The organism is Neobacillus drentensis, assembly GCF_021560175.1.
In the GTDB taxonomy this organism is placed as follows: domain Bacteria; phylum Bacillota; class Bacilli; order Bacillales; family Cytobacillaceae; genus Neobacillus; species Neobacillus drentensis_A.
In genome coordinates, this window is sequence record NZ_CP091110.1 from 2690674 (window position 1) to 2710537 (window position 19864).

Annotated in this window: 25 protein-coding genes; 16 read left to right on the forward strand and 9 right to left on the reverse strand. The window is 36.3% G+C overall.

The window, feature by feature from the left end; all coding sequences use genetic code 11:
- The first annotated feature begins 19 nt into the window (after window positions 1-19).
- Both L1999_RS12455 and L1999_RS12460 read left to right on the forward strand, forming a co-directional pair.
- Window positions 20-415, forward strand: a complete 396-nt coding sequence (locus tag L1999_RS12455; protein ID WP_235743827.1) for a VOC family protein — start codon at window positions 20-22, stop codon at window positions 413-415.
- A gap of 41 nt (window positions 416-456) precedes the next feature.
- Complete coding sequence (locus L1999_RS12460; RefSeq protein ID WP_235743828.1) at window positions 457-657, forward strand: hypothetical protein; 201 nt, start codon at window positions 457-459, stop codon at window positions 655-657.
- 77 nt (window positions 658-734) lie between these two features.
- Here the strand turns inward: L1999_RS12460 and L1999_RS12465 are convergent, their stop codons facing one another.
- From L1999_RS12465 to L1999_RS12475, 3 genes are all read right to left on the reverse strand, one after another.
- Window positions 735-2039 carry an alpha/beta hydrolase family protein gene (locus L1999_RS12465; protein WP_235743829.1) on the reverse strand — a complete coding sequence of 435 codons (1305 nt, stop codon included), beginning with the start codon at window positions 2037-2039 and terminating at the stop codon, window positions 735-737.
- A gap of 191 nt (window positions 2040-2230) precedes the next feature.
- Window positions 2231-2659, reverse strand: a complete 429-nt coding sequence (locus L1999_RS12470) for a DUF3021 family protein (protein WP_235743830.1) — start codon at window positions 2657-2659, stop codon at window positions 2231-2233.
- Window positions 2660-2673: 14 nt separating this feature from the next.
- Window positions 2674-3111: a LytTR family DNA-binding domain-containing protein gene (locus tag L1999_RS12475; RefSeq protein WP_235743831.1), complete on the reverse strand. Its 438-nt coding sequence runs from the start codon at window positions 3109-3111 to the stop codon at window positions 2674-2676.
- A 275-nt stretch (window positions 3112-3386) separates the two neighbouring features.
- Here L1999_RS12475 and L1999_RS12480 point away from each other — a divergent pair, with 275 nt between their 5' ends.
- Window positions 3387-4577, forward strand: coding sequence for a macrolide family glycosyltransferase (locus L1999_RS12480; protein WP_235743832.1), 1191 nt, complete (start codon window positions 3387-3389; stop codon window positions 4575-4577).
- Between the two features lie 146 nt (window positions 4578-4723).
- Here the strand turns inward: L1999_RS12480 and L1999_RS12485 are convergent, their stop codons facing one another.
- Window positions 4724-5140: a CotD family spore coat protein gene (locus L1999_RS12485; RefSeq protein WP_430540014.1), complete on the reverse strand. Its 417-nt coding sequence runs from the start codon at window positions 5138-5140 to the stop codon at window positions 4724-4726.
- Between the two features lie 257 nt (window positions 5141-5397).
- Here L1999_RS12485 and L1999_RS12490 point away from each other — a divergent pair, with 257 nt between their 5' ends.
- The 4 genes from L1999_RS12490 to L1999_RS12505 all read left to right on the forward strand — a co-directional run bounded on the left by L1999_RS12490 (window position 5398) and on the right by L1999_RS12505 (window position 8126).
- On the forward strand, window positions 5398-6510 hold the full coding sequence (locus L1999_RS12490) for a glycosyl hydrolase family 18 protein (RefSeq protein WP_235743833.1): 1113 nt from the start codon (window positions 5398-5400) through the stop codon (window positions 6508-6510).
- Window positions 6511-6632: 122 nt separating this feature from the next.
- On the forward strand, window positions 6633-6785 hold the full coding sequence (locus L1999_RS12495; RefSeq protein ID WP_235743834.1) for a hypothetical protein: 153 nt from the start codon (window positions 6633-6635) through the stop codon (window positions 6783-6785).
- 161 nt (window positions 6786-6946) lie between these two features.
- Entirely contained in the window at window positions 6947-7150 is a 204-nt protein-coding gene (locus L1999_RS12500; RefSeq protein WP_235743835.1) for a hypothetical protein, read from the forward strand.
- Between the two features lie 142 nt (window positions 7151-7292).
- Window positions 7293-8126, forward strand: a complete 834-nt coding sequence (locus tag L1999_RS12505) for an STAS domain-containing protein (RefSeq protein ID WP_235743836.1) — start codon at window positions 7293-7295, stop codon at window positions 8124-8126.
- Between the two features lie 74 nt (window positions 8127-8200).
- On the opposite strand, the gene L1999_RS12510 is transcribed toward L1999_RS12505, so the two are convergent.
- Window positions 8201-8419 (reverse strand): hypothetical protein, encoded by a 219-nt coding sequence (locus L1999_RS12510; RefSeq protein ID WP_235743837.1) that lies wholly within the window; start codon window positions 8417-8419, stop codon window positions 8201-8203.
- A gap of 227 nt (window positions 8420-8646) precedes the next feature.
- Here L1999_RS12510 and L1999_RS12515 point away from each other — a divergent pair, with 227 nt between their 5' ends.
- From L1999_RS12515 to spoIIP, 6 genes are all read left to right on the forward strand, one after another.
- Window positions 8647-9099 carry a MarR family winged helix-turn-helix transcriptional regulator gene (locus tag L1999_RS12515; RefSeq protein WP_235743838.1) on the forward strand — a complete coding sequence of 151 codons (453 nt, stop codon included), beginning with the start codon at window positions 8647-8649 and terminating at the stop codon, window positions 9097-9099.
- A gap of 24 nt (window positions 9100-9123) precedes the next feature.
- Complete coding sequence (locus tag L1999_RS12520) at window positions 9124-9642, forward strand: spermidine/spermine N(1)-acetyltransferase (protein WP_235743839.1); 519 nt, start codon at window positions 9124-9126, stop codon at window positions 9640-9642.
- Between the two features lie 23 nt (window positions 9643-9665).
- Window positions 9666-10289 carry an FMN-binding negative transcriptional regulator gene (locus L1999_RS12525; RefSeq protein ID WP_235743840.1) on the forward strand — a complete coding sequence of 208 codons (624 nt, stop codon included), beginning with the start codon at window positions 9666-9668 and terminating at the stop codon, window positions 10287-10289.
- A gap of 231 nt (window positions 10290-10520) precedes the next feature.
- The gene (locus L1999_RS12530; protein ID WP_235743841.1) at window positions 10521-10976 is read left to right on the forward strand and encodes a CBO0543 family protein; all 456 of its coding nucleotides are present in this window, start codon (window positions 10521-10523) and stop codon (window positions 10974-10976) included.
- Between the two features lie 148 nt (window positions 10977-11124).
- On the forward strand, window positions 11125-11595 hold the full coding sequence (locus L1999_RS12535; protein ID WP_235743842.1) for a hypothetical protein: 471 nt from the start codon (window positions 11125-11127) through the stop codon (window positions 11593-11595).
- A gap of 171 nt (window positions 11596-11766) precedes the next feature.
- Window positions 11767-12915 (forward strand): stage II sporulation protein P, encoded by a 1149-nt coding sequence (spoIIP, locus tag L1999_RS12540; RefSeq protein ID WP_235743843.1) that lies wholly within the window; start codon window positions 11767-11769, stop codon window positions 12913-12915.
- Window positions 12916-12998: 83 nt separating this feature from the next.
- Here spoIIP and L1999_RS12545 read toward each other — a convergent pair whose 3' ends face one another.
- A complete protein-coding gene (locus tag L1999_RS12545; RefSeq protein WP_235743844.1) occupies window positions 12999-13919 on the reverse strand; it encodes an AraC family transcriptional regulator in 921 nt (306 codons plus the stop codon).
- Window positions 13920-14118: 199 nt separating this feature from the next.
- Between L1999_RS12545 and L1999_RS12550 the strand changes: the two genes are divergently transcribed.
- Window positions 14119-15099, forward strand: coding sequence for an aldo/keto reductase (locus L1999_RS12550; RefSeq protein WP_235743845.1), 981 nt, complete (start codon window positions 14119-14121; stop codon window positions 15097-15099).
- Between the two features lie 62 nt (window positions 15100-15161).
- Here the strand turns inward: L1999_RS12550 and L1999_RS12555 are convergent, their stop codons facing one another.
- Window positions 15162-15467: a hypothetical protein gene (locus L1999_RS12555; protein WP_235743846.1), complete on the reverse strand. Its 306-nt coding sequence runs from the start codon at window positions 15465-15467 to the stop codon at window positions 15162-15164.
- 131 nt (window positions 15468-15598) lie between these two features.
- Window positions 15599-16603, reverse strand: a complete 1005-nt coding sequence (locus L1999_RS12560) for a DUF3231 family protein (protein WP_235743847.1) — start codon at window positions 16601-16603, stop codon at window positions 15599-15601.
- Window positions 16604-16838: 235 nt separating this feature from the next.
- Here L1999_RS12560 and L1999_RS12565 point away from each other — a divergent pair, with 235 nt between their 5' ends.
- On the forward strand, window positions 16839-17666 hold the full coding sequence (locus L1999_RS12565; protein ID WP_235743848.1) for an SPL family radical SAM protein: 828 nt from the start codon (window positions 16839-16841) through the stop codon (window positions 17664-17666).
- Window positions 17667-18175: 509 nt separating this feature from the next.
- A complete protein-coding gene (locus tag L1999_RS12570) occupies window positions 18176-19351 on the forward strand; it encodes a glucose-1-phosphate adenylyltransferase (protein ID WP_235743849.1) in 1176 nt (391 codons plus the stop codon).
- A 160-nt stretch (window positions 19352-19511) separates the two neighbouring features.
- Here L1999_RS12570 and L1999_RS12575 read toward each other — a convergent pair whose 3' ends face one another.
- A complete protein-coding gene (locus L1999_RS12575; protein WP_235743850.1) occupies window positions 19512-19859 on the reverse strand; it encodes a hypothetical protein in 348 nt (115 codons plus the stop codon).
- Window positions 19860-19864: the final 5 nt, after the last annotated feature.

Sequence of the window (19864 nt, forward strand, 5' to 3'; positions counted from 1 at the left end):
GTTAAAGGAGACGAATACAATGGGAAAGGTTACACCATTTCTAATGTTTCAAGAGGGAAATGCAGAAGAAGCAATGAATTTTTATACGTCAATAATCGAAGATTCGCATATTACAAGCATCGTTCGATATGGAGCCAATGAGAGTGGGGATGAAGGAACTGTGATGAAGGCAGCTTTTTCCTTAAAAGGGCAGGAATTTATGTGCATTGACAGTAATGTTAAACATCAATTTTCCTTTACTCCTTCCTTCTCTATCTATATCACTTGCGATTCGGAAGAGGAAATTAATAACCTTTATCAAACACTTATAGATGGTGGACAAGCTCTTATGCCAATTGGGGCTTATGGTTTTAGCAAGAGGTTTGGCTGGTTAAATGATCGGTTCGGAATATCGTGGCAATTAAATCTGTCCTAGTGAAGTTAAACCAAATTTCTTAGTGAAACAGCAGGTAAAACATGAAGGTATATAAACTAAAGAAAAATTTTAATGGTCTGAAAAAAGGAACACAATTTTATCTGATTGCAGAATCTGAATTTATCGGTGTAAAAGAGTTTGTTTTACGAACAATGGATTTATCGGTAAGGATTTCAATAAATGAAAGTGAGTTCCATAAAAATTTTAGCTTGGTGAATTTTAAAAGCAGCATGATTCAGTAGAAAGAGGACCGTTGCCACGATCCTTTTTCTACTATTGTACGATTTTATTTAATTCTGTAATTTTCGGTTTTCATCTATCAATATGTCTTTTCAGGAGTAAAATGGCCAATGCCCTTTAATTCATAGTCAAAAAATTTAAGGATTAGTTTATTTTCAGTTTCAATACAGTAATATGGATCAATGTCGGCTTTTCCGCCTTGCAGTTGATCGGCAAGTAATGGAGAGAATAGTGGTAAATCGGTCAAGCTTAAATGTTTTGCCCCTTTAAAATGACTAGTATATGCTTCTTTAAATTGTTCATTATTGGCTTTGTTCGCTGCATAAATGGGCGTGCTGTCGAGCTGTCCCCAAACATCGTCAGAATAAAGATTAAGAAGCGGGGTGGTGTAGGCTTCACTGCTTGCAACAAAAGCATCATTGCCTTTCTTATAAACCAGCTCACTAAAGAACGGGGCATCAATATTTACAACTGCACCAATATCATCACGTTGTCTGCCAAGCCAAACACTTGCTGCGCCGCCCATTGAGTGCCCGAAGACACCAATTTTCTCTGTATTGATCTTTTGATAAATCGGATCAGGGTCATTTTTGGCTTTCTTAAGGATCGTATCAATGACAAAATTCATATCATCTGTTCGTAGCTTCATCCATTTTTGTATGAGTCCATAGAGTTCTTCATTTGTGTAAATACCATCTTTATTGAGATTGCTGACCTCCCGGTTATACTCTGCATTAATGGTTGCAACCGTTCCATCCTTTGAACGAGTAAAAAAAGAATGATATGGATGGTCGATTGAAACGACTACATAACCGTGGCTTGCAAGCTCAGTATAGGTAGAGGTATTGCTTGCCTTAATTCCGTATGCACCATGTGAGAATACCAATAGCGGGTATGTTCCATCTCCATTCTCGGGATACCAAAATTCCACATTAACCAATCGATTGTCTCCCTTGTCGGTAAATTCCTCGATACGATTTTGATCCACATAGGTGTAAGTGGCGGTTGCGACTGCATACTTACCTGTCACTTTTGGTGATTTATGCTGTGGAAAAACAATGGCTGGTGCAAGGGCAAATAAGAATGCTACGATCATCATCATGGATTTCCACACAATAGAAGAAGTTTTGTATTTTTTTGTATTCCTTTTGTTACGGACAAGTGAAACGGTTCCTTTTACCGCTAAGATGAAAAGTAGGATAGCAAGCAGGATCCAGCGGAAGCTCCACACAATTACCGAAGAAAGTGTGAGAATCACAAAGGTGAAAAATAGGGCAATTCGAATCCAATTTATTATTTTTTTATGGTTTTGTTTCGTTACCACACAGTAGATTGCAAAGGCAATCTCGAATATCAAAGCAATCAATAAAATTAAAGTTCCCATAACAGATACTCCTTTTCATTCAAATGATTTTTTATGTGTTCATCATAATAAATGGCGAAAAGGAAGTATATAGAAAAACAGTAAGTTGCTCCCACGGGCAAATAAGATGCAAAAAAAGCGGTAAGCTCTAAAGCTTACCGCTTAATTAATGGTGTCAGGCACCTGCTGATGGTAGATTTTATGGACTACTCCTAAACGTCTTGTTTTAAGGCTTTTAGTTTTTCGTTAATTTTTTCGGCGTCTTTTTTGTCATTTTTCCATGAAAGCAAACGAACAAGGAAATAAATGACAGCAATTTGCAGGGCTAAAATGATTCCATCTAATGCATTATTCACAATTGTAAATACGCTGGCCAGGGCAATCAATAGAATCTCCAACGTGATAAAATGAATGATAATTCTTAACCGCATTTTCTGCTCACTTAAATCCTTAGGTGAATATAAGATAAATCCAATTAATGCACTAATAAATGAAAATGCCATTATAATGTAAATGGACTTCAACTCAAAGGACATATGGGGATAATAAATTTGCCGCAAAATCGTAATAATAATGATGATGGATGCGAAGATGATCAGGAAATCCTTGATAATCTTTTGTAAAAATATAGTAAGCGTCATATGTATCCCTCCCATTACAATCCAAGCCTATCTTTAAGAACAGGTACATACTGCCTTGATACGACAGCACGTTCCCCGTTATCAAGCACCGCTTCAAATCGGCCGCTTATGGATGGATAAATCGAGGAAATTTTACCGATGTTCAAAATAGTTGATTTCGATGCACGAAAACAGTTCTTTTCTTTGCATAATTCCTCTAACTCATAAAGCTTTTGTTTCACCTCAAAAACGCTGTCCTTGCAGTAACTGAAAACCTTTCCGTCCACTGCCTCAAAATAATAGACATCACTAAGCTTAATACGGTGAACTCGATCATGTTGATATCCTAGTAAAATGAGGTCCTTCGTTTTCAGCTTGTTTACGATTTCGTATATTTCATCATCTACCTCATGACATCTAATAAGGATTTCTTCCCCCAGTTCTTTACTTATTTCTTCTATTGATATTTTCATATGATCACCCACGAACATGTTATTTATTTCAGGTCAACAGGGATTCTGTATGTCGCTGTTTTCAAATGGTTCCATTTTATAAAAATTATAACACATCTATATCGAATCCTTTTTTAGATTTTTCGATGTATAGTTAATAAAGGTATAATAAACTATAGCTTTATTGATCAGGTGCTGGTTTTGGGTTATTTAAAGGGAATGGTGTTTCGGCAGCCCTTTCTAGTGTCCCTTACTCTTACAAAACCTGGAATATATTAACATAAGGAGATGTTGTAATGGCACGTGTTTTATTTATAAATGGTGGATCAGAAGGGCATATCAATCCAACCATTGGCGTGGTGGAAGAACTTATTTCGCGTGGAGAAGAGGTAGTTTACTTTGCAATCGAAGATTTTCGAGAGCGTCTAGAGAAAACAGGGGCGACTGTACGAACATTTGATGGACAAAAATTTATAAAAGCCTTTATTTCAGGTGGAAGAAATTACTTACTCGAAAGAATCAACGGTCTTTTACGGACGGCAGATATCGTGATACCTAGTGTTCTAGAGCAAATCGAAGGAGAACATTTTGATTATATCATTCACGATTCCATGTTTGGATGTGGTTATTTACTTGCCAAAATCCTTAAACTTCCAGCCATTAATTCTTGTACTTCATTTGCCCAGTCAGAGGCTTCATTCGATAAAATGATGGAACAACATTTTAAAACCATTCCTACTGAAATCGTTCATGAATTTCAAGGCTTGACGGAAAAAATAAAGGAAAAATATGATGTGGAAATCGATTCTCCTTACGAAGTTTTTTGTAATCCTGCTCCATTGACAATCGTTTATACAACGAGGGAGTTTCAACCTTTTAGTGAGGCATTTGACCAAACATACAAATTTGTCGGTCCATCCATCTCCTCCCGATTAACGATAGAAGACTTCGATCTTTCTGAAATTAAGGGAACAAGCCTGCTATACATTTCACTAGGTACCGTCTTTAACCAAGCCATTAATTTCTATAAGCTTTGTTTTCAGGCATTCGGAAACACGGATCATACCATTGTCATGTCTATTGGCGAAAAAATTCAACTAGCTGATTTGGGGGAGATCCCTGCAAACTTCATTGTAAAACATTATGTTCCACAAACGGAAGTACTGAAATACACAAAATTATTTATCACACATGGTGGAATGAACAGTACCCACGAAGGCTTCTATTTCGGGGTTCCACTAATTGTCATACCGCAAAGTGCGGATCAGCCGATCATTGCTGAACAAGTAGCCCAGATTGGAGCTGGTATCAGATTAAAAATGGAAGGCTTGTCTGCAAATCAACTAAGTGAAGCTGTGGATTATGTGTTAAGTCATAATTCTGTTCATAAAGCTGTTGCATCTATTAGGGAATCTTTTCAAAAATCAGGTGGGTATCACCAGGCTGTTGATGAGATTTTTGAATTTAAACGTCAATATAATCTCTAACTATCACAACTGAGATCTAAAGCAAAGCAGTACACCTTTTATCACAAAAAAGTACCCAACAGGGTACGAGGGTGTTTCAATGAACTTTTATCATATAAGATTTTCGTATTTGTTAACAAATTTTTAATATTGAATGTTCTGGAAAATTAGAATCCAAATGGTCCCGGTGGACAGCAAGGATTGACTGGTACGCCGCACATAGTATGTGTCTCACAGCATTCATTTACACAAGATTCTGTGTGTGGGAAATAGTGTTGGTGGTTAACGTGTAATTTGTTAACTGTTGTGGTATGCGAAGGATGAATGTGTTGTACAACCTTGTTAAATAAGTTTGTTTTCACATATTGTTGTCCGGGTGAAACAAGTGGCGGATCATACTGAGCTGGGAACACTTGAGGTGGACAGTACTGTGGGCATGGTTGTGGCGGGCAATATTGGGCTGGTAATGATTGAATCGGTGCTACTTGATTTGGCATTGCATTTGGCAACATATTTGGCATCGCGTTTGGCATCAAATTTGGCATATTTGGCGGGAAACCACCAAATCCACTTTGTCTTTTCATCATTAAATGACCTCCATCTACATTTGTCTTGTTATATCATTAGTCTATGTGAGAATTTGTTAGTTCGGACTAGTTCGAATACCTAATTATGAAGGTATTTTACAGACCTTTCAGAATGAAAATAGGTATCAACCTACTTAAAATTAACTTGTGGAGCTCTATTTTCTGGACCCTTTAAGGAAGAAAAATCAATTCGTGAATAAGTTACCCCTTTTCTTATCAACTTAAAGAATATACAAACTAGAAGAAGGTGTATCATGGCGAAAAATCGTTATCGGTCATTCACCATTATTTCTTTAAGTATGGCCTTATTACTCCTATCATCATGTAGTCACTCACAATCACAAAAAAAAGAGGAATACAAGAAGCCTAAAACTCCTCGTGAAGTTTTAGGTTTCTACACAGAAAGGGAAGGGACGTATCCAGGGTCTCAACCTACTGTAGATTCGCATTTCAACAGCTTAAGCATTATTGCACCTTTTTGGTATAAGCTGGATGATAAACGTCCAGGCAGTCTTATCGATTCCGTTACAGCAGATCATAAGAAAAAGGTTATTCAGAGTGCTCATAATAAAAACCTAAAGGTATTCATGGTTGTACATAATCTCTTATATGAAACTTTGGAGAAAGGCAAGCAGGCTGCAAGTCATGTACTTGATAACGCTAAAAACCGTAATCTTTTCATTCAAAACTTATGCAATGAAATGAATCAGTTTCATTATGACGGTATTAATATTGACATGGAAAATTTGTATTTGACTGATCGAGATTCCTTTAGTCTGCTGATAAAGGAATTGTCTAATGCTCTGCATCGCGATGGGAAAGTAGTTACGGTTTCAGTCCCGGCAAACACGGGTGATTCCCGAGCTAATCCCTGGTCACCATGGTTTGATTACGAAAAGCTTGGTCAATACTCAGATGGGTTAATGATAATGACTTACGATGAGCACAACCCAAGAACAACACCCGGGGCGTCAGCATCAGTTAATTGGACAGAAGCCACGATTCGCTATGCTTTGAAACATCGAGTAGCATCATCAAAAATAATACTTGGTATCGCTGGTTATGGATGGGACTGGGATACAACAGCAGACAAAGCCTTGTATAGCTCTTATGCACTGTTAATGGATCAGAAAACAAAATATAAAGCCAAAGTCCAATGGGACTCTCGTTCACAAACACCTCATTTCCGTTATGTAGATAAAAACCATCATAGCCACCAAGTGTGGTTTGAGAATAGCAATAGTCTGAGGTTTAAGCTAAACCTTGTAGAAAAATATAACTTACGAGGAATTGGAATTTGGCGGCTCGGCTTAGAAGACCCAAAGTACTGGACGACGATCCCCGAGAAAATAAAAATAAAAAGGTGAATTTTAAAACTTGCTGCCTACTTCGGCGGCTTTTCTTATTGAACAAGTAGTTTCGTGGAAGAAGGATTAATTTTGACTAGTAGAGAATAAACGTTTATTAGGAATCATTTGGGGGTGGATTTGTGAGAAAAGCAGACGAACAAGATAAAAAACAAATAGAAGAGAATAAAATAAATCCAACGGGTAACTTAGGGGAATCGATAAACCGTTCAATAGTTGGTGACTTGGGAGCTTTATCACAAGGCGGCTGTCTTACCAAGATATCACCGTGGTAATTATTATTGGAGGAATACTCATCCTTTCGAGATGTACTAAATAAGATAGTCTTCAAAATGTATTCTAATCTGGGTATCAATTTATTGTTACTATTGTTTAAAAGTCTTGCTAACTGGGAATACAATATTGATTAATTCATCAAGGTGAGGTTGATTTTTAAATGGAATCAAGACAACAAGTTAGAAGAAGAAAGAGGTACCATGTAACAATGAAAGGGAATAATCAGGAAGAACAGGTTGTCATAATCGCTTATTCTCCTGAAGAGATGAAAAGTTTAATTCGAAAACTGTATAAGCATATTATTTTTGATGATAGAGGTTTACCATCAGGGGAAATATCATTTAAGGCAACAGATCTATTATAAATGGGACTGTGGCTTTTTTTTTGCCCTTAATTCATAATCCTATTTGGTTGAGGATTGATATAGTAATAATGAACAGTTACTGAAGTGTTCTCTTTTTTAAGGTATAATCTTACTATATGGAAAAGGAGGGTTATTCATATAAATGAAACTAGAAAATAAAATAGCTGCCTATTTCACAAAAAATGCATCCTCACTAGCAGTGCAAATTGTTGAAGGTGTTCTTCAAAGAATGAATTTAATCATTTCCAAAGAAGAAAAGCAGCATGCCATCGAAATGTATATAAAATTTTTTGAGTTTTTAGGACAGTCGATTTTGGAGGAAACAGAGGATATAGCTGAGGACATTTTATCATGGAGTAAAAAGAACGCCGAGCAACAAGTCACTTCTGGAGGAAAAATATCTGAGATTACAGTTAGGTATCCACCCACAAGAGAAGTATTTACTGACCTTATAACCAAACTCAGCGACGACTTTGGGATTTCATTACGTGAAAGTAAATCGATTATTAAAAAGGTTAACTCTATGCTCGACGTCAGCTTAAACGAGACCATTTTAGCATTTGAAATGCTAACGGAAAGATACGAGGAAAAGACAAGGAGAGAATTGGCGGAACTATCAGCACCCGTCGTTTTGATTCAGGAGGGTGTTGCGGTTCTTCCGTTAGTGGGTAAAATAGATTCTTATCGAGTTAGTTATATTTTAGATAGGGGTGTTCCTAAAATTGCAGAGTTGCAATTGCAATTTCTGATCATCGACTATTCAGGTATCATAGATCTCAATCAAGAACTGGTAAGCAGCTTGAAATCGGTCGGAGATATACTCGGCTTGTTAGGTATAGATGTGATTGTTACGGGGATGCGACCTGAGCTAGCCCTGACAGTTGTAAGAAGTGGAATGGACATGTTGTCCTTTAAAACATTTGCCCATGTCAAGCATGCGTTAGAATGGATCAATCAAAAAGTTGACATGACATAATGAACGTGTTTTTTTCTGTACCATCGAGCTGCCACTATAGGCGGCCTTTTTTATTAAATCATATTTGATTGGAGTTAAATCTTATTATTCGGCCGAATTGCGGATTGTAATGGGACACTGAATTGTTGAGGAGCTGATAGTCCAACTAATGTAGTTCCTACTGTAGTGTAACCAGCCGGAGGAGCTTGGTGAACTATACCACCACCACAACCAATTTGCAAAACTCCGCCATTGACCATCGAACCAATTTTTAAATAACGGACATCAAATATTTGTTCTAGATGTCTATCCATTCCTATCACCTCAGATTAATATATGATCAAGAGTTAGGTTTCATTCTGAAAATCAAAATAACGTTAAAGTAAACAAGAAATGACATTCCTGCTATCAAATAACCTATCTAATATTATTCGACTACTTAATTACTTTTTTGTTGCAAATACAACAAATTTACGTTAAATTCAATATATAGCATTTTTTATTGCGTTTGCAACAAAATCAAGAACTAAGGAGCTTTATTATGAAGGAAATTCTTCGAGAAATTGGAATGATTGCCAGGGCCTTAGATTCGATAAGCAATATAGAATTTAAAGAATATGACCTGACAAAGGGACAGTATTTGTACCTTGTGCGAATATGTGAAAACCCTGGTATCATTCAAGAAAAGGTAGCTGAGATGATTAAAGTTGATCGGACAACAGCAGCTCGTGCGATAAAAAAACTTGAAATGAATGGCTTTATTGAAAAGAAAGATGATGCTAATAACAAAAAAATAAAAAAACTCTTTCCAACAGAGAAAGGGAAAAATGTTTATCCTTTTATAAGACGAGAAAATGATTACTCAAATCACGTTGCATTAGCTGGATTATCCGAAACGGAAGTAGAAACCATTTTCAATCTTCTTCAAAGAGTTAGAGAAAATATTGAAATAGACTGGGAATGGGTGAAAAAAGGAAACAAGCGAAATTATTAAGGATACAAAAGGAGCAATTACAAAATGACTTTAACGATAAAAAAATGTAACCATGATGATTTACGTATGCTACAAGAAATTAGTTATGAAACATTTGATGAAACATTTAAGGAACAAAATTCACCCGAAAATATGAATGCCTATTTGGAAAAGGCATTTAACTTAAACCAATTGGAAAAGGAATTAGCGATTAGTTCGTCACAATTCTATTTTGTTTATGTTAATAGTGAAGTCGCTGGGTATCTAAAAGTCAATACCAATGAAGCTCAGTCTGAAGAGATGGGGGATGAATCACTTGAGATTGAGAGAATTTATATAAGGGACAAATTTCAAAAACATGGCCTTGGTAAATTTCTCTTTAATAAGGCGATGGAAATTGCGATGGAAAGCAATAAAAAGAAAATTTGGCTTGGCGTATGGGAAAAAAATGAAAATGCTATTGCTTTTTATAAGAAAATGGGGTTTGTTCAATCGGGTGCCCACTCTTTTTATATGGGGGATGAAGAACAAATTGACTTTATCATGATCAAGACTATCTTGTAACTTTTTTGAAAGGTGGGATTATTATGTATATTCCAAACTATTTTAAGGTCACGAATAGGGATGAAATTTGGGATTTTGTTCAAAAAAATGCCTTTGGCACGATTGTCACAACTGAACAAGGGAGGCCAATTGCCACCCATGTGCCTTTAGGGTTAAATAAACAAGGTGATGATTACTATATTACAGGGCATATGGCTTATGGAAATCCTCAGTGGCGAACATTTGAAACTTGTGAAGATGTGCTTGTAATGTTTCAGGGGCCGCATGCTTATATTTCTTCTTCGTGGTATTCACACGAAAATGTGCCGACTTGGAATTATCAGGCTATCCATCTTTACGGAAAAGCAACTATTTTAACGAGAGATGAGTTAATAGAAGAATTAACAGGAATGTTAGAGAAATATGAACATAATCGTGAAAATCCAGTTCTATGGGATAAACTTTCTTCAGAACTAGTAGAAAATCAGCTACAAGGTATTGTTGGTTTTAAGATTAAAGTGGAAGAGGTCCAGGCTGCTTATAAATTAAGTCAGAACCGAAATGAAACGGATTATACCACCATCATTGAAAGTTTACAAAACGAAGGAAATCCAAATTCGAAACAAATTGCCGAGCAGATGGAAAAGAGAGTAAAAAATCACCAATAACACCAATAAAGAACGGAAAAGGGGTTGTCCTATTGATGCTTCTCTTCTAATTGTAAAAGATGTAATGATCATAAAGAGTCTTTAGTGGACATTTGGGTTGCTGCGCAGCCCATTTTTTTATTGAACTAACAAGCTAGTTGAAGGATAAACGGCTTAGAACAGTATATGGTTTGTTGTTTTTTTATTTTCAGAGGGCATAATACCTTTGATAAGGTGGTGCAGTTAATTTTTATGTGGTTCTTAATCATTTCCGCTATTATATTTAGTATTTATTCTATTTTTATGCCAAAGAAATTAACCCCTATTGAAATCTTTTCCACGATCTTCTTTGCGATGACCTTACAAGATAATGTAGATATTTATCTTGATGGTAAATATAATCTGTATGGATATTTTACTAAAGGTATTCAATGGAGGACATTAATCGCAATCATTGGAATATACCCAGCAATAACCATCATTTTTCTAAATTATTATCCATTTCAAAGAAAATGGCGAAATAAAGTAGTGTACATTCTTGTTTGGAGTGGATTTGCTGTTTTGTACGAGTACATAGCGGTCAAATCTGGTTATTTTTATCATAATGGTTGGACTTATCTGTACTCCGCCTTTTCATATCCAGTTCTGTTCTGTATCCTTGTGATTGTTTTAAAAATTGTTCAAAAGCTAGTTAGAGAATCCCTTTAAAAATTGGCACTTAAAATAAGGGTGAAGAGATTTTGTCATCTTAAATAGTCAACCTGTAGAAATATTAGAATATAAGAGAGACTTAGACATTCAAGTATAAAAAAATTGGGTTAGGAAAATCTAGGGGAATAAGGGAGGTTGAATGAATATGTCTTTGAAAAATCAGCGGCTCATAAATATTACAATGATTTTACTTTCATGCCTACCCATCCCGTTTATTGGAAGAAGAAGTTTAAAAAGATTCCTTCCTGCAGCCATATTTATCATTATTTTTGAAGTATTGAACGTTCATATTGCAAGAAAACGAAAATGGTGGGTTACTTATAAGAAGTCAAACTCATTTCTACGTTTTGAATTTCCTATGATTGTTGGACCTTTTTTTGTAAGTACATTGTGGATATTAAAGTCAACTTATGGAAACTTTAAAAAGTTTATTTTGCTCAATGCAAGTATTAATACTTTTTTCGCTTTTGTTATAACAAAGGTAACCGAAAAGTTAAAATTAGCTAAATTAATTAGATTAAATCAATTTCAATTTTTCCTTTATTTATTTTATAAAGCTTTTATCTTATATGGATTCCAATACCTTATTGATAGGAAAAGGAGATATAAGTGGTAAATTATGGTGGGAAAAGTCCCCTATTAAAAGTCAATCTAATTAGATAAACGACCTAATCAACTTTTAATCGAATAATTTTTGTGTATTGTAACTTGGCGTGTGGTTTGAGTCCAATAAAATTCTGCAATAAAACTCTACTTACCTCATATATATGGGCTAAGGGGGGTTACAATGAAATCCATCAAATTCATCACACTAAATGTTACGTTCCGGTCGATTCTAATGGTCATATTTACGTTTTTAATGATTTCTCTGATTGTCATTTCCAACTTGAATATCTCCTCCCTAAAAATGAATAATTCCATTGGAATAGTAAATGGGGAAAAACTTTTTTTGCAATTTTTCAAATCTGAGAATCATACCTTTTTCCCTAATATGGCTAATCCTGATTTCACTATTTCCAAATTGACAAATTTAGCTTTTCAAATAGGAACCACGATTAAACCTACAGATACACGAACGTTTTTAGGCAATGAGATTCCTGGATTAAGAATGTATGACACTGAGATTGTCGTAGCTGGTGAAGGAACCAACATTACTAATCTACCATATGAATCTGCACCTCCAACTGAGGTTTTATTAAATGAGAGAAAAGCTTCAGAGGAATTAATCAATCAAACCACAGACGACAATAAACCTATAACGAATCCTGAACATAAAACAGTAATGATTTATCATACTCATAGCTGGGAGTCCTATCTGCCAGTTTTGAAGGATGCTAAGAACCCTGACGACGCAATAAGTTCTGACGAACGAGCAAATGTAATTGGGTTAGGAGACCGTTTAGCCAGGAATTTAATGAGAAAAGGCATTGGCGTTGACCATGATAAAACAAATATGACGCAGGAGTTACTAAAGAAACAATGGAAGCCAACACAAGCCTATACAGAATCGCGGGAAATCGTTGAAGCAGCAGCAGCCAAAAATAATGAACTACAATATTTTATTGATATTCACCGGGACTCGTCACGAAAACAAATTACGACAAAAACCATTAATGGTGTTTCCTACGCAAAGCTCTTATTTATAATAGGGAGAGAGAATAAGAATTATCTAGAAAACTTGGAATTCGCGAAAGCACTGAACGCAGAGCTGGAAAAAAAGTATCCTGGGCTTAGTCGAGGGGTTTTTCTTAAATCTTATAAGGATGGAAACGGAGTCTATAATCAAGATATATCCAATAAAGCCATGTTGTTAGAAATTGGTGGTGTAGATAATAATATGGACGAGCTCCATCATACCGTCGATGTATTTTCAGATATACTGGCCAATTATTATTGGAAATCAAATAAAGCAAAAGCGGTAAATGGAAATGGGTAATAAGCGCGATCCTTCAATAGCGAAGGATCTCTTTTTCATAAGCAGGTATGCAGGGGACGTTAAAAGCAGAAAAAGCCAATTTTTCATTTGAAAGACTGGCTTTTCTCTGATTGCTCCCTCAGGCGATTTAGATCTTCTCTTGGTGAATAACCAAACATACGGGAATATTCTCGACTGAATTGTGATTGACTTTCGTAGCCGACCCGAAAGGCAACATCAGCGATATCTGTTGAATCATTTAATAACATGCGTCTTGCTTCCTGGAGTCTCAATTGTTTCTGGAACTGGATGGGGCTCATAGCTGTAACCTCTTTAAAGTGCCGATGTAGAGAAGCAACACTCATATTCGCTATTTCTGCAAGCTGCTCAATTTTGAAAGAGCGGTCATAACTATTGATGATCTGTTCAATAACATCTCTGATTCGATCCCCGTTGCTGCCCTTTATTGCCATTTGTTTCAGAGATTCACCATGTGGACCTTGTAGAATCCAATAGAGAATTTCTTTTGTGAATAATGGAGCCAGCACCGGAATATGTTTTGAATTTTCCACCAACCGAGCTAACCTAATTACTGCATCCAACAGAGATGGTCCTGCTTTACTGACAAACATAGCGCGCTTGGCATTTTTTTTCTGTCCCAATCGAATGTCTGAATCAGTTAAAACTTCTAAAATTTGATTCGGTGTAAATTCAAGCTTGAGAGCTAAATACGGAGTGTCAGAAGAGGCGTTTACTACTTGCCCGGTAACCGGCAAGTCAACGGAAGCAACAATGTAATCACCAGGACCGTACCTAAAGCGCTCCTCCGCTAATAATACTTCCTTTTCTCCTTGGACGATTATGCAAAAGGATGTTTCGTTTATTCTAGCAATTGGTTCGGTAACGATAGATTCATGAATTAAAAATAAAGATGGAATAGCAGTCGGATGAACCCCGTCCTGGTTTGAATAACGTTTAATGAGTTTGGCAAGTTCCTGCTGCTGTTTGTATATTTCTTCAGACATATAGTTTCTCCCGCATCAATGATAGTCACATTCTATCTCATAGTTGTCGATTATGTAAATGCGTTTGATAGGATTAGGCAAAAACTTGATAGGAATGGGATAACGATTGTCCTTTATATTGTTGCATAATATAAATAGTCATAAGTAAATTTTCACCAATATGAGATTAATATTTCTAGAAAAATGAGGGTGATATAATATGGAATATGTAAAACTAGGGAACACAGGCTTAGATGTATCTCGATTATGCCTTGGCTGTATGAGTTTTGGGAAAGCAGAAAAGTGGATTCATCAATGGGTACTTAATGAAGAGCAAAGCCGCTCTATTATCAAAAAAGCATTGGATCTTGGAATAAACTTTTTTGATACGGCTAATGTTTATTCGATGGGAACAAGTGAGGAATTTCTTGGACGAGCTATAAAGGATTATGCGAATCGTGATGAAGTTGTAATCGCAACTAAAGTACACGGGCAAATGCATGAGGGTCCTAACGGATCTGGTCTTTCCCGAAAAGCAATTATGAGTGAAATCGATAAAAGTCTCAAGAGATTGGAAACGGATTATGTAGACCTTTATATCATCCACCGCTGGGATTACCATACTCCTATTGAGGAAACAATGGAAGCCTTGCATGATGTTGTCAAGGCAGGAAAGGCAAGATACATTGGTGCTTCTGCCATGTATGCTTGGCAATTCCAAAAGGCATTACACGTTGCTGAAAAAAACGGATGGACTAAGTTTGTATCCATGCAAAATCATTTAAATCTCATTTACCGTGAAGAGGAGCGGGAAATGCTGCCACTTTGTAGGGAGGAAGGAATTGGTGTAACACCGTATAGCCCGCTAGCATCGGGTAGATTGACGCGTGATTGGTCGGAAACAACGTATCGTTCAGAAACGGATCAGATACAAAAATCTAAATATGATGCGACCGCTGATGCTGATCGATTGGTTGTAGAACGAGTTGCCGCCATCGCAGAAAAATATGGTGTTCCACGTATCTATATCGCACTTGCCTGGTTGTTACAGAAAGAAGCAGTATCAGCTCCTATTATCGGAGCGACAAAAATATCTCATCTCGAAGATGCCGTAGGTGCTTTAAGCATTAAGTTAACAAATGAGGAAGTTGTATATTTAGAAGAGCCATATGTACCACACGCAATCGTTGGACATAATTAATTTCTTCTTTCAACCGAAATTGCCGTGAAACAGGATGACTTGGGCTTATATGTTGCAAAAACTTACCGTATCCCTACGAATCTTTTATGTTCCTTAATAACAAGCTGAATAAATTTTTCACGTTCGTCTGCACTACTTTTGAGGACTTTAATATTTTCAGTCTTTCGTAAGTAGTGCTTAACCCTTTTGTTATGCCAAATGATGTAAGAATATCGAACATCTTGATACAGGTTGGAGAACCATTCCTCTTTCTTTAATTCATCTATGTTTTTTTCTAGTTTTGACTTCGAAGTAGGGAAAATTGCCTCCACTAGACCACCAAACAAATCACCGATCAAATCAGCTAAAAAATCACTAATGATTATCATAACTTTACCTTCCACTTAAAAGAGATTTTACCTATCAATTTTAATAGAAAATGGTTGAATCTATTTTCCATCAAGTGTAATTATATAATAATTTAAAATGTCCAGCCTCATGAGGATGGACATTTTAGTTTTTATTCTTCTTTTGCTAGTTCATTTCTATTAGGAGCAAGTGGTGGCTGTTCTAACCACTTATTTTCCACCATCATATCGAACCAGTTTTTTGTCATTGCTAATGTTTTTAAGATTGTCTTTTCGTAAACTACTGCTAGGTCTGTTCGCATGGCTCCTGCTAGTCCTGTACCGTAATAAACTTGTGCAGTTTGAGCCAGGAAACCCATATGATACAACATTAATTTATCTGAAAAAGGAGAGTCCGTTGACGTTGTAACCTCTGATTCCCACGACATTGGAACTGGTAAATTATCCTTGTGCAAAACACTTGAAAGGGCTAGTATGTTTTCATCTGCCTTGTTTCCAATTTTCCCAAAAAACGATCTTATTTCTTTCGATTTAGCGACTTGACTGAACCCGATTGAAAGCGTTTTTGCCATAATGCTCTTTTTAATGTTTAGAGAAATACTGATTATTTCTGTAGCAGATAAGAGTCTCCCTTTTCCGAAGAATCCATCAGTAAAATCTTGGGTAGAAATTAATTCAGGTCTCTCTGTAGGATAGAAATAGGGGTCTTTTTGGAATTTTCCTTTTTCTAGCAATAACTCTATGGTTAAATCGTACATTTTTTTTGCATCATTATCACATAAATTGTAAAATTCACGTAAGTCCTTTCTGACAGAAACACTTAAAGAAGTTGTATGGCCCAGCAGACCATGTATAGTCATAATATGTAAATAATTTAAGCAGAATGTATCAGAAAACAATCTCTCTGCACCTTTATTCAAGTCTGACTCAGTAAATCCAATTGGAACGGGAAATCCATCATTTTCAATGAAGGATATAATCTCCTTCTTTTGCTTTTCCCATGTCTCAATGGCTATTTCAAAAACCTTTTTTATTGATTCGTCTTCCAAAATAGAAATCATATACCTATTAACGATCTCGGTCATTGTTCCGTTAACATATTCTCCCCATAGTGTTCCTATTTCGGAAGATGTAAGTTTTAAATGATTATTTTCCATTTTTTCACCTCTTCCATATTTTTTGCTAACTCAGAAATAGCTATGCATCTCTTTGGACGTTGTGGACAACTTCCGCCATATATGGCTTATCTTTCTTTAAATGGTTTGAGGAATCGATTGGAGAAACTGCCAAAGGACGATACGATTTATGTCAGTTGTCAAGTAGGTTTAAGGGGTTATATAGCAAGCCAGCTTTCTCTACTTTTTAAAAAATTCAACCAGAGAGGAGACTTAGGTGGAGACAAATAACATTCTTGCCAAGAAAATCCTTACGGAGGCAAAAGGGTATTTGGATGTGGGATTTACCCATTCATTGAATCCCTATAGTGGCTGTGCATTTTCATGCCGGTATTGTTATGTGAGAGAAATGCCAATTCAACGGTTTAAAGACATCCCTTGGGGAGAATGGCTGGACATAAAAACAAACGCAGCGGAAAATTACGAAAATGAAATCTTGAAACTGCGGAAGAAAAATAAGCCTGTAAATATTTTTATGTCTTCGGCCACAGACCCCTACCAACCGATAGAACGCTCAACAAAGATAACGCGTGGAATAGTTGAAGCGATGATTGAAAATCCGCCAGATTTTCTGCAGATTCAAACACGAAGCCCACTGATCACTAGGGATCTTGATTTGATCGTGAAATTGAAGGGAAAATGTAAAGTTTTAGTGTCGATGACAATTGAAACGGACAGGGAAGACATAAAAAAAATTTTTTCTCCAGTTGCTCCCGGAATAAAATTACGGTTAAAAGCTTTGCAAGCAATGCATGATGCAGGAATCGCCACCCAAGCTTCCATTTCACCTGTTTTGCCCTTTACCCCTGATTTCCCTAAACAATTAGTAGGAAGTGCCGACCACATTTGGATTGATACGTTAAGGATCGGCGATGGTTTAATGGGGAAACGGTCTGAGAAGCTAGGCATGCCTGCATTATTTGAGAAGCATGGTTTAGCGGAATGGTATCGACAAGATATACATGAGAGGGTGGAGAAATACTTTAAAAAATATTTCCCTCATGATAGAATCCGTGTTTCTAAACACGAAGCCTTCCTCAAATAAAAGGCTTGTTTCTCATGAAAAATACAAAAAATCAAAAGAAGCAGTCCAATTCGTAACTGAATTAGACTGCTTCTTCTCTTTTTATCGCTCCACGTGATCCTTAACGGGAAAATGACCCATAAAGATACAGGATGCAAAAGTCATGTCAATCGTAACAGCCGAATATACATTTGAAGAGGTATTCCGTTTAAATCTAAAAAAATATAAACTTTCTTATTATTTCACAATATCTTTGTTAGATAATCTTCCGATAAACTTGATAAGAAGATTTTTTAGTTTACTATTTAATTAAAGAGAATTTAAGACTGCCTATTTATCCTCGTGTACCCAACCAACTAACAACCATAATTAGCCACCATACCTGAAATACATCCATTTAGTGTTCCGCTCTGATTGTAATGCTCCAACTAGGATCAATCTCGTTTTTCTACAGCTATATGATTGTTTAAAAACTTTTAGAAAAGGGAAGTTAAATACTATAGAGAAAAATTTTTGGAAGGAGAAACATTATGAATAAAAAACAATGTATAGCGATGCTCTTAGCTGGGGGAAGAGGGACACGTTTAAAAGACCTGACCAAATCGATGGCAAAACCAGCCGTACCATTCGGTGGTAAATACCGGATCATTGATTTTACCTTAAGCAATTGCAGCAATTCCGGGATTGATACCGTTGGTGTTTTAACCCAGTACCAGCCTCATACATTGCAAAATTATCTTGGAGACGGCAAGCATTGGGATTTAGACCGGAAAAATGGCGGTCTCACGATCCTTCCCCCGTATCAAAGTGAGGAGGGGGATCGGTGGTATGAAGGGACGGCCCATGCTGTTTACCAAAATCTGGAGTATGTTGAAAGTCATAATCCTGAGTATGTCCTTGTCATATCGGGTGACCACATTTATAAAATGGATTATCGGAAAATGCTCCAACAACACATTGAAACCAAAGCTGAAGCGACTATTTCTGTGATTAATGTTCCATGGAGAGACGCTCATCGGTTTGGGATTATGAATATGGATTCCAGCTCCAAAAAAATCCTAGATTTTGAAGAAAAGCCTAAACAACCGAAATCAAATCTAGCTTCAATGGGGATTTATATTTTTAATTGGAGCGTGTTAAAAAAATATGTGGAAAAAGAGGAGAAAAAACGATTCTCATCCAAGGATTTTGGTAAGGATATTATCCCAGCAATGATTCATGATAATCGTCAAGTGTACGCTTATCGTTTTAATGGTTACTGGAAAGATGTCGGAACCGTTCAAAGCCTGTGGGAAGCGAATATGGATCTACTTTCCTATGAAACGAATCCTATTATCCAGCATGAAGAGTGGGGGATTTATACCCGTGAAACGTCTCATCAGCCTTTCTATTTGGACGGAAAAGCGGCCTTACGTCAATCATTAGTTTCTGAGGGCTGTAAAGTGTTTGGTAAAGTTGAAAATTCGCTTCTTTATCATGGCGTGACGGTGAGCAAGGGGGCCGTCATAAAGGATTCAGTGATTATGCCAGGTACATTTATAGGTGAAAATGCGGTGATTAATCGAGCAATCGTCGGTAGTGAATCGTTTATTTACTCGAATGTGCATGTGGGAGATCCTAATCCTTTTAGTGAGATTACCTTAATAGGAAACAATCAAATTATTAAGAAAAGCAAATCTGAAAAAATAAAAGGTAATGCAGTTTGAAGTAACAGTAAAATTATTATGTAAACAAAAAACCCACCAACTGGATGGGTTTTTTTAAACTTTTTATGAACATAATAAAAGTGCTTGTACATATTGAAAGAGTTATTTATGACCATAAGAATAGTAATAAATTGTTGTTTTTATCGGAGAATCGGCTGAATTAAACATCTTGGTCGTAATTATGATCACTATTCTCTTCGTCAGGTTCTTCTCCAATATTTAGTTCTGCTTCAAACATCTCCTTTTTTATCTTATCAACAAATTGTTCATTTTCTGATTGGGCTAATACATCATAATGAAATGTATCAGTTATCGCTTCTTCCTCAATCGTCGCTAAAATATCATGGATATCATTATTGTCACCGGAGATGGAACCAAACCCTTGGTTTTGTTTTTTATAATTGACAAAACCACTCGGAAGATTGTTTCCGAGATTGACACATGAAGCACCTTCAACCGTTCCAATCGAAATCGAACCAATAAAAAAAGAGGGGGAAAAACGTTTCAATTCCA